At 34.1% G+C, this 9,761-nt stretch carries 12 protein-coding genes; 4 read left to right on the forward strand and 8 right to left on the reverse strand.

Annotated elements, in window-relative coordinates; genetic code table 11:
• Positions 1-169 precede the first annotated feature (169 nt).
• Complete coding sequence (locus Q0409_RS07815) at positions 170-1,234, forward strand: zinc-binding dehydrogenase (RefSeq protein ID WP_298536743.1); 1,065 nt, start codon at positions 170-172, stop codon at positions 1,232-1,234.
• 103 nt (positions 1,235-1,337) lie between these two features.
• Here the strand turns inward: Q0409_RS07815 and Q0409_RS07820 are convergent, their stop codons facing one another.
• The 5 genes from Q0409_RS07820 to Q0409_RS07840 form a co-directional block, all read right to left on the reverse strand.
• Entirely contained in the window at positions 1,338-1,886 is a 549-nt protein-coding gene (locus tag Q0409_RS07820; RefSeq protein WP_298536745.1) for a DUF2115 domain-containing protein, read from the reverse strand.
• Positions 1,887-1,979: 93 nt separating this feature from the next.
• Complete coding sequence (locus tag Q0409_RS07825) at positions 1,980-2,450, reverse strand: DUF2115 family protein (RefSeq protein WP_298536747.1); 471 nt, start codon at positions 2,448-2,450, stop codon at positions 1,980-1,982.
• A gap of 54 nt (positions 2,451-2,504) precedes the next feature.
• Positions 2,505-3,509, reverse strand: a complete 1,005-nt coding sequence (locus Q0409_RS07830; protein WP_298536748.1) for a methionine synthase — start codon at positions 3,507-3,509, stop codon at positions 2,505-2,507.
• Positions 3,496-3,807: a DUF1894 domain-containing protein gene (locus Q0409_RS07835; protein WP_295606885.1), complete on the reverse strand. Its 312-nt coding sequence runs from the start codon at positions 3,805-3,807 to the stop codon at positions 3,496-3,498. The genes Q0409_RS07830 and Q0409_RS07835 overlap by 14 nt, the downstream gene beginning before the upstream one ends.
• A 50-nt stretch (positions 3,808-3,857) precedes the next feature.
• Positions 3,858-4,316 carry a DUF1890 domain-containing protein gene (locus Q0409_RS07840; protein WP_298536750.1) on the reverse strand — a complete coding sequence of 153 codons (459 nt, stop codon included), beginning with the start codon at positions 4,314-4,316 and terminating at the stop codon, positions 3,858-3,860.
• Positions 4,317-4,489: 173 nt separating this feature from the next.
• On the opposite strand from Q0409_RS07840, the gene Q0409_RS07845 reads away from it, so the two are divergent.
• The gene (locus Q0409_RS07845) at positions 4,490-5,035 is read left to right on the forward strand and encodes a DUF3795 domain-containing protein (protein WP_298536751.1); all 546 of its coding nucleotides are present in this window, start codon (positions 4,490-4,492) and stop codon (positions 5,033-5,035) included.
• Between the two features lie 100 nt (positions 5,036-5,135).
• Here the strand turns inward: Q0409_RS07845 and Q0409_RS07850 are convergent, their stop codons facing one another.
• From Q0409_RS07850 to Q0409_RS07860, 3 genes are all read right to left on the reverse strand, one after another.
• Complete coding sequence (locus Q0409_RS07850; RefSeq protein ID WP_298536754.1) at positions 5,136-5,273, reverse strand: hypothetical protein; 138 nt, start codon at positions 5,271-5,273, stop codon at positions 5,136-5,138.
• A 27-nt stretch (positions 5,274-5,300) separates the two neighbouring features.
• Entirely contained in the window at positions 5,301-5,435 is a 135-nt protein-coding gene (locus Q0409_RS07855; RefSeq protein ID WP_292788714.1) for a hypothetical protein, read from the reverse strand.
• A gap of 125 nt (positions 5,436-5,560) precedes the next feature.
• A complete protein-coding gene (locus tag Q0409_RS07860) occupies positions 5,561-6,052 on the reverse strand; it encodes a Panacea domain-containing protein (RefSeq protein ID WP_298536757.1) in 492 nt (163 codons plus the stop codon).
• Between the two features lie 282 nt (positions 6,053-6,334).
• Between Q0409_RS07860 and Q0409_RS07865 the strand changes: the two genes are divergently transcribed.
• Both Q0409_RS07865 and Q0409_RS07870 read left to right on the forward strand, forming a co-directional pair.
• Complete coding sequence (locus Q0409_RS07865) at positions 6,335-8,140, forward strand: ABC transporter ATP-binding protein (protein ID WP_298536758.1); 1,806 nt, start codon at positions 6,335-6,337, stop codon at positions 8,138-8,140.
• Position 8,141: 1 nt separating this feature from the next.
• The coding region (locus tag Q0409_RS07870) for an ABC transporter ATP-binding protein (protein ID WP_298536760.1) at positions 8,142-9,761 on the forward strand (1,620 nt) is incomplete at its 3' end.

Genomic DNA, 9,761 nt, shown 5'->3' on the forward strand with positions numbered 1-9,761 from the left:
ATAAAATTATACTTAAAACTGTTAAGTATTCAAAAAAATGATTAATTATTAAAAATTATTTAATAATGTATATGTAAATTTAAATAATATTCAATTCATTAAGCAAATTTTATATATCCCATCAAATATATCATTAATCACAATTTAATTTAAAAAAGGAAGTTTTATTATGAAAGGATTTGGTATGATAAAAGTAGATGAATCCGGTTGGATGGAAGTTGATGAACCTGTTGCAGGCCCTTTAGACGCTATATGTAAACCTATTGCAGTAGCTCCTTGTTCTTCTGACACTCACTTTTTGCATGGAGGATCAGGTCCAGCAGAAAACAGAATCTTAGGACATGAAGCAGTAGCTGAAGTTCTTGAAGTTGGAGAATTGGTAACAAAATTCAAACCTGGTGACAAGGTTATTGTCCCATGTACCACTCCTGATTGGTCTGAAAAAGGAGTGCAAGTAAAAGGAGGCAATAATGCTCACGACATTGACACAATGACCAGTTTCAAGTTCTTATCAATCAAAGATGGAGTATTTGCAGAAAAGTTCTCTGTCAACTATGCTGATGCAAACTTAGTATTGCTTCCAGATGATGTGGATGTTGCAGATGCATTAATGATCACCGACATGATGTCCACAGGTTTCTATGGAGTGGAAATGGCAAATGTAAACTTTGGGGATACAGTTGTCGTATTCGGTATAGGGCCTGTAGGATTGATGGCAGTTGCTGGTGCAAAATTAAGAGGTGCAGGTAAGATATATGCTACTGGAAGCAGACCAAACTGTGCTGAACTTGCATTGGAATATGGTGCAAGTGAAATCATCAGCTATAAAAATGGAAACACAGTAGAGCAAATCCTAGAAAAGAATGGGGAAAAAGTAGACTGTGTAATCATTGCAGGTGGTAATTCAAGCACTTTCAATGAAGCGCTTCAATTGGTAAAAAGTAATGGATACATTGGAACCATCAATTTCTATGATATTGAAGATACATTTACAGTGCCAACCTTCTTAACCGGTCTTGGAATGGCAGACATCAATATCAGAGGAGGTTTCTGTCCTGGTGGAGCTGTAAGAGCTGAAAAACTATTGAAATTGATTCAAAACGATAGGATCCACCCAGGAAAAACATTCAATTATGAATTCCATGGATTTGAAAAAATCGAAGAAGCTTTCAAACTTATGGATGAAAAACCAAAAGACTTGATCAAACCTATCATTTACACAGATGACTTATAGTTGGTCTTTTATATTTTCTTTTTTTATTCTTTATTTTTTTACAATTTTTTTCTATTTTTATTTAAACTACTATTTTCTTATTTTAAATTAAAATTATATTTTCTTAAAAATCCAATTGTTCTGCAATGCACATCTTACAGACTGCATTAGGAGAATCAACATTTGCATCCTTTACAGGACAATAATACTTCCCATTTATTTCCTCTACATACAATGAACCAGGAAATGGAGTCCCCACAGGATGAATAGGCTCTTCAAGAATAAAAGTAGTGTATAGTGATATGATAGCATAAACCAAAGGAAATTTTGTTTTATGACTCAATGACTCCGAATTCTCATAGGATTGCAATGTTGCCACTGCATCTATAAACTCATCCTTATCGATTTTATGAGTATAGTGATTGTTATTGCTCCTTACTTCCTTTAAGCGAGCTAAAAAGTATTTTGCATATATTCCATGACTTTTCTTTTTATAGCTGTCTTGAACATATTTGCTTTCCTCAATCAGTTCTGCATTGATTTCCATCAAGTCAAATACAGATACTGTTCCTGCATAATCCTTTAATACCTGTAAAAGAGCATCATTGGATATGCTATCCTCTCCAATAACAACATTTGAAAATTCCTTATACATTTCCTCATTTATAATCATGAAATCACTCAATCATTTTTAAAATGCATTTTTTATTAAAAAAAAATTAAAAAATGATGAAATATATTTTCCTTAATGACTTAAATATATAATTTATATAAATCCAAAGGAATAACCTGCATTTTTGCAAACGCAATAACGACATAATGACCTTTCATCCTTAATGTGGATAATCCGGTTCTTGCATTTGTATTCACCGTTTTCCAAAAAGACATCATCCTTTGCAGGATTATCACCAAAAGGATGCAGTGGCTTTTTAGCTATTAAAACCAGATAAAGAGAAAGTTCTCTTGTGAAATCCCTTGTTTCAATGTCTCCTGGATCATAAACGCTGAAATAATAGTTTACATCATCTTCTATATTCTTGATTACAGCATCTTTTATTTCATAGTCATCTTCAATATCCTTTTCGTATATCTCATCATAAATTGAAGAGTTATAAATCGCTAATCGTTTTGTAATGCTATCGGGATATCTGTCATCTGTCGCTTTTCTCTTTAAATAGTCTATAGGGTAATCCTTTAGATTTTCTCTTATTTTTTCCAATAATTCTGTTGCTTTCATGAATGACACCTAATAACAAATCAATGAAAATTATAAAAAAAGTAAAAAAAAGAGTTAATTAAACTCTTTAGCCAAATCAGAGAGGATTCTTAGCTTTTCTTTTGCAATTGGAATATCTACTTTTCTAAGGCCGCAATCAGGATCAAGGAGCATGTTTTCCTTACCTACTGCTCTAATTCCCCTTTCAACCAAGGCTTTAACTTCCTCTTTGTCATCAACAGCATTAACTGCTGAATCAACACAACCGAATCCTAATTTTTTGCCCTTAAGCAAATCGGCATTTGCTTCAAGAACACCAATATTCACATTGTTTCCTGCAAATTCACAATCCAATATATCAATAGGGAACTTTGCTATTTCCTTAAAGCATCCATCAAGATTACCGCAGACATGCATCCCCATAGGCATTTCAATGCCATCGGTAAGGATTCCTATCGCTTCTTTTGCAACCTTCAAGTCAACCATGCCAGTAGATAAGAATGGCTCATCGATTTGAACATATTTTGCTCCAGCCTTCTCTGCTGACTCCACTTCACGTCTTAATGCATGAGCACAGTCAATGATAGCAGGATTTCTCTCCTTGTAAAATGATTCTAATCTTGAAGAGTGGACAATAGTGGAAGGTCCTGTCAACATAAGCTTGACTCCCTTTTTGCTTGCCTCATCCTCACTCATGCCCCTATCCTTAATCTCTCTTTTAAGAACATTTAGAGCAAATTTCAAGTCCTTAATCATTATATCAACTTGAGGGGCCCTTATCTTGGATACAATAACTGAAGAATTCATTTCATATGAGAATCCTGGAATATGCTTTACAAAGGAGCCTACCATATCCCCTCTTGGCTGACCGTCTCCTATAATGTCTATTCCACAGTCCAATTGCAACTTGACTGCCTCTTCAATAGCTATCTTATAAGGATCATACAATCCAATTGAAGACTTTATCTTTTCACCAAGAGTTTCAGGTTCCTTCAAATCAATCCCAAAACTACCTACAACAGTTGTAATCAAATAATCACCAAAATTTATGTTTTCATTTACAGGTCTAATCAGTGCCAATATCCATTGCCCTAACGCTTTCAATCTCTTCTGGACTAATTGGAATCTTAATAGCTGCAGTTCCGTGGCAAGGTTTTGTATAAGTAATCAATATGGCACCTTCATCTTCATTGATTCCCACAGGTATAGGTGGAAGTCCAATCAATCTTGCTCCCAATACCTTATCACCAGGGTTTACATGAATAAGCTCTTTGGAGTTTTCTTCAATAAGCTTGTAACATTGTTTAACTCCAGAACGTTGTACAAGTATTTCATAATCATCATTTTGTTGCAAATATGTTTCTAAACAGAAAGACATCTAAATCACCATCATTAAATAATAATTGATAAATTCTATTAAAATAATAATTATTCTTCTAAAGTTTTCAAGTATTTGTCAAATCTAACCTTAATTGGATTTGGATTATGGAATGCTCTTACAGCAATGATATCTGCATCAGTAGAGGATTCTACCATGTCTGCAAATTCTGCAACTTCATCCCCATCTCTTGAGAATACAATTGCAAGCGCCTTGCATTTCAATATATGATAATAGGTTATGAAGAAAGTAGCTGCTGCATCCTTGTGAACGCAACCTACCAATAAGTCATAATCTCCCTCTTCGATTTCATCCAAACACTTTTCAATATCTACTCTTTTTTTAACGTAAACCCCTTCAGGATCTGAAATATCCAATATCTTTCCTGCTGCAGGATTGCTTGATACAGTAACATCATATCCCATTTGATTCAATTTATATGAAGCATACAATCCAATAGGAGTTTGTGAAGGAGCTTCAGGACATCCAAGTAAAACTAATGCTTTCATTTTATCACTTTAAAAATTTTTAATTTTAATATTATTTCTTAAAATAATTAATCACTTTATATTTCTGTCAATAGTTATAAATAAAATTAATTAATATAAACAGCCAATATAATTTTATAAAAATAGAAAAATGGAATCTTAAAAAAGAAAAATCTATAAAAATAACGATTAATATGACAACCAAAAAATTTAAAAGAAATGACTTATGCTTATCCTTATGCGGATTGAACTGCAGTTTATGCCCTATGCTTATTAGAGGAGGATGCACAGGTTGCCGTGAAGGCAGTTCCTGCTATAAAGTTTGCAATTTTGCACCTTGCAGCATTGAACATGGAAACATTGATTACTGCTTTGAATGTGAAGAGTACCCTTGTGAAAAGTATGATGGAGTTGACTTGCATGATTCTCTAATTACACATAGAAATCAAAAGAAAGATATGGAAAAAGCAAAAAGAATAGGAATAGAGAATTACAGAAAAGAACAGATGCTAAAAAAAGAAATTCTTAATAGGCTTTTAGCAGAGTATGATACAGGCCGTAGAGATGTATTCTTTTGCTTAGCAGTTAATTTGCTTGAATTAGATGATTTAGAAATCATACTAAAAGAAGCGGATGAACAAACTGTAAACATGAACTTAAATGATAAATCTGACTTTATGAAAAAAGCATTAAATGAGTGTGGTGAAAGAAGAAACATTGAACTGAAATTACGTAGATAATTAAAATAAAAATAGAAATAAAGTAAAAATAAACTAAAAATGAAATAAAAATAGAAATAAAATAAAAATAAAATAAGAAGAGAAATAAATAAATTGTTAATTAGTCATCACTACTGCCACCATTATAAACAGAACCTGGTGCAAAAGGATCCAATGGATGAGTTCTCATCCAATATCCACAGTTCCAGCAACGACCGTCACTATCCAATGGAAAACCGCAAATCGGACAAATAAGCATAATAATCACCTAAATAAATAAACTCCTTCAAGGCAAGTATTCATCATTGAAATCATCATAGTCATAATCATCGGGACTTCCAAAATGAGCCATATATCCACAAACCCAACAGTTTCCTTCGTCGTCTAATTCACTTCCGCAAGCAGGACATAAACCATACATAAAATTCCCCCTAGTATAACTTGAATATTTTATTTAATAATTATAATGATTATAGTTACATTTAAAGTTTTCTATATTTGTTTAAGGGAAATAATACAAGAGACAATGAGATAATAATCCATTAATCAATACTTGCGAACAGAATAAAGCTCATCCCTATAGAACACATGATTATAATCCAATTCACAGTCAAGATTAGATAATTTATATGGCATATCCCCTCTTTGATAAATCAACAGATCCGTAGCGCTGAAATCACTTAACTCATAAATTACATGATCAATTATCTCCAGTTCCTCCTTGCTGAAGTTAAACAAGGGAATCTGTCTTAGGTAATATCTTTTGATTAGGTAATAATAGTAGACCTCTTGCCTATAATAGAGATTATGAGACCTTATCAGCTGATTCATATTCTCATTGAAATGCTTAGGAACTACCCCAATTCTTGACTTCATATAAATCTCATTGGTTAATGATTCACCATATAATTCATAATAGTTGAAGTCAATGAAATAGAGCAGAACAGAAATAACCGTTTTTCCAAGATTTTCCTTATGTGTGCAACGTGATATAATGTATAGTATAATTTTTATGTACTTTTCTTTTTTAAAATCCATATTAAACACCAATCATTAATTCAATAATCAAATAAACCAAATAAAATGATTCAAATTTAATATTGTAAATTAAAAAAGAGTAACCATATGAACACTAGAATATTGGTTTCAACTTGCTATTAAAAGAAAAGAAAGAGCATGTGAAAATTAATATCATTATATTTATATATAATAAAACCTAAAGGTACCTATAGAAAATAATTTAAAGGTACCTTTAAGAAATTAAGAATTAAAATATTTGCCTTTAAAATTATAGCTTAAAAAAACAAAAGTAGGAAAATCATGAATTTAACTGGAAAAATAAAGACTATAGGAAAATTGCTCAGTCCATTAAAAAAGAGCATAATTCCCCTATTTCTCATTATTGCATTTCTGCTGATTGACGTTTACTGTAACCTGACTCTACCTAAATACACTGCAGACATCGTAGATATCGGTATACAGAACACAGATTTCAACTACATAATAAGCATAGGAACCCAGATGATGGCAATGGTTCTGGTAGGGGTTTTGGCTACAATAGGCCTATCATACTTTGCAAGTAAGGTATCAGCAGCCTATGGAAGGGATTTGAGAAAAATAAGTTATGACAAGATATTGAAATTTTCAAATTTTGAACTGAACAAGATATCAAGAGCATCCCTCATTACACGTAATACAAACGATGTGCACCAAATACAGATCTTTTTAGGGCTCTTCTTTACAACAATTCTCTTTTCACCTATATTGGGAATAGGAAGCATACTTAAGGCATTGGAACTTGGAACCAATCTCTTATGGATCATTGGAGTGACATTTGCAGCAGCAATCATACCATTCCTCATAATATTCATAAGAACTGTGCCTTACTTCACAGTAATGCAGGAATTGACTGATAAGATCAACCAGACATCAAGGGAAATACTGATGGGAATACCTGTCATCAAAGCATTCGTAAGACAGGATTACGAAGAGAAAAGGTTTGATGGGACAAATGAGGACTTCAGATCAGTGAACTTGAAAGTATTTAGAATTCTCCTGGTTTTAATGCCTGCAATGACATTGCTCTTGAACTTGATGATAGTTCTTATCCTATACTTTGGAGCATATGATGCAATCAGAGGAGAAATATTGACTGGAACAATCATAGCATTTATCCAATATGCTACACAGATTGTAATGGCATTCCTTATGATGGGAGGATTCCTTGTCATGATTCCAAGGATTCTAGTATCTGGAAGACGTGTCGCTGAAGTGATAAATACAGAAATATCAATTAGCGATGGACCGATTGAGAAAATTGATGACAATCCTACTATTGAATTTAAAGATGTGAGCTATAGCTATCCTGGAAGTGAAAAGAAAACATTGAAAGACATCAACTTCAAATTGGAAAAAGGTAAAACCACTGCAATAATTGGAGGTACTGGAAGTGGAAAATCCACAATACTGAACTTGATTCCTCGCCTTCAGGACGTTACAGGTGGAGAAATCTTGGTCAATGACAATAATATCAAGGACTATAAGTTAACAACCCTTAGGGAAAGGATCTCCTATGCCCCTCAAAAGGCAATCCTTTTTGAAGGAACAATAAGGTCAAATATGCAAATAGGAAAAGAGGGGGCAAGTGATGAGGAGATTGAAAAGGCATTGAAAATGGCAGAAGTGGACTTTATAGAAAGCTTGGAGGATGGAGTTTCACAAGGGGCATCCAATTATTCAGGAGGCCAAAAGCAACGTCTACAGCTTGCAAGGTCAATAATAGCTGAACGTGACTTCTACCTATTTGACGACTGCTTTTCAGCACTCGACATGAACACCGAAGCAAAAGTGAAGGAAAACCTAAAGGCCCTGAAAGAGAACTCATCAATGCTTATTGTATCACAGAGAATTTCAACAATCATGGATGCAGATGAAATAATCGTGCTTGATGAAGGTGAGATAATCGATAAGGGTAGCCATGATTACTTAAATGAAAACTGCAGTATCTATAGGGAAATTGTATCCTCACAGATAGAACGTTCCAAGGACATACTATATGATGATGGGGAATCCAATAATTACATTTTAGATACAAGCTACATTAAAAAGACTGCAGGAGGTAAATGATATGGCAAGAAAACCACGAAGAGCACCTCCTGAAAAGCCGGCAAACGCTAAGCAATCAATAAAAAACATATTCTCTCTCTTGACAGGATATAAATTGAAGCTAAGCTTGACAGTTATCTGTGGAATCATATCAACAGTGTTTTCAGTGATAAGCCCTCTACTGATAGGATTCGCTACAACTGCAATATTCGATGGTATAAACTCTGGAAACATGAATTTGGATTACATCCTCAATTTGCTCGGTGCAATAGTGATCCTATATCTCATAAGTGCAGTCTTCTCATATCTTCAAAGTTATCTGCTGCTTGATATCACAACAGACATAAGCTATAATCTAAGAAAGGATCTTATTGAAAAGGTCACCCACTTGGCAATGGGAGATCTTGACAGAAATACCAGAGGAGACATTTTATCAAGGATTACAAACGATGTGGATTCATTGCAGACAGGAATTGTCCAGACATTTAACCAATTATTAACCGGTATCATTACAATAATTGGGGTTACAGTGATGATGCTCTCCATTAACCTATGGTTGACACTCACTACAATAGTGTTGGTTCCAATTGCATTCTTAATCATAACCTATGTAACCAAATACTCACAGGATTACTACTTGAAGCAATTGAGATACAGAGGAAACTTAAATGGGCAAATCGAGGAATCATTTACAGGACATGAGATCATCCGTTCATTCAATCAGGAAGAGGAATCCATGAGAATCTTTGAAGAGGAAAATGAAAGGTGGTATGAACAGGAATGGAAATCCAAGTTCTTCTCAAGCCTATCCGGACCTTTAGTGCATTTCATTTCAAATCTCCAATATGTAATCATATCAGTTCTCGGAGCAGTCCTTGTGCTTCAAAGGGCAATAAGTGTAGGAGACATCTTGGCATTTATCCAATACTCCAAAAACTTCACAACCCCTATTGAACAGATAACAAGAATCATGAACATGATACAGACTGCAATGGCAGCAAGCGAAAGAATATTTGAATTCCTTGAAATAGACATTGAGGAAAACCCATCCAAAGAGCAGATCATGGAAATGAATGAGGGAATAAGCTTTGAAAACGTAAACTTCGGTTACAGTGAAGACGACTTGGTGATAAAAGACCTCTCATTTAATGTGAAAAAGGGAGAGAAAATAGCTATTGTAGGTGAAACTGGAGCAGGAAAGACAACCATCGTCAAATTGCTTATGAGATTCTATGACCTAAACAGTGGAGAAATTAAAATTGATGGCGTAAACATCAATAATTATGATAAGCATAGCGTAAGGTCCCTTGTAGGAATGGTGCTTCAGGACACTTGGCTTTTCAATGATACCATATACAACAATATACGTTATGGTAAATTGGATGCAAGTGAAGAGGAAGTCATAAACGCTTCAAAAGAGGCTCATGCAGACCATTTCATTAGGCAAATCCCTGAAGGATACGAAAGTGAGCTTAACGAAGATGCAGACAATATCTCCCATGGTCAAAAGCAGCTCTTGACAATTGCAAGAACCATTCTCTCAAACAAGCAAATACTGATTTTGGATGAAGCAACATCCTCAGTTGATACAAGAACTGAAAAAATCATTCAAGAGGCTATGGATAAGCTGATGAAAGACAGA

The sequence above is a fragment of the uncultured Methanobrevibacter sp. genome (assembly GCF_937898925.1).
Taxonomy (GTDB): domain Archaea; phylum Methanobacteriota; class Methanobacteria; order Methanobacteriales; family Methanobacteriaceae; genus Methanobrevibacter.

Bases quoted from the DNA above. Each gene is read 5' to 3' on its own strand.
- Q0409_RS07815 (WP_298536743.1), top strand. From the start codon at position 170: ATGAAAGGATTTGGTATGATAAAAGTAGATGAATCCGGTTGGATGGAA.
- Q0409_RS07820 (WP_298536745.1), bottom strand. From the start codon at position 1,886: ATGATTATAAATGAGGAAATGTATAAGGAATTTTCAAATGTTGTTATT.
- Q0409_RS07825 (WP_298536747.1), bottom strand. From the start codon at position 2,450: ATGAAAGCAACAGAATTATTGGAAAAAATAAGAGAAAATCTAAAGGAT.
- Q0409_RS07835 (WP_295606885.1), bottom strand. From the start codon at position 3,807: ATGTCTTTCTGTTTAGAAACATATTTGCAACAAAATGATGATTATGAA.
- Q0409_RS07840 (WP_298536750.1), bottom strand. From the start codon at position 4,316: ATGAAAGCATTAGTTTTACTTGGATGTCCTGAAGCTCCTTCACAAACT.
- Q0409_RS07845 (WP_298536751.1), top strand. From the start codon at position 4,490: ATGACAACCAAAAAATTTAAAAGAAATGACTTATGCTTATCCTTATGC.
- Q0409_RS07850 (WP_298536754.1), bottom strand. From the start codon at position 5,273: ATGCTTATTTGTCCGATTTGCGGTTTTCCATTGGATAGTGACGGTCGT.
- Q0409_RS07855 (WP_292788714.1), bottom strand. From the start codon at position 5,435: ATGTATGGTTTATGTCCTGCTTGCGGAAGTGAATTAGACGACGAAGGA.
- Q0409_RS07860 (WP_298536757.1), bottom strand. From the start codon at position 6,052: ATGGATTTTAAAAAAGAAAAGTACATAAAAATTATACTATACATTATA.
- Q0409_RS07865 (WP_298536758.1), top strand. From the start codon at position 6,335: ATGAATTTAACTGGAAAAATAAAGACTATAGGAAAATTGCTCAGTCCA.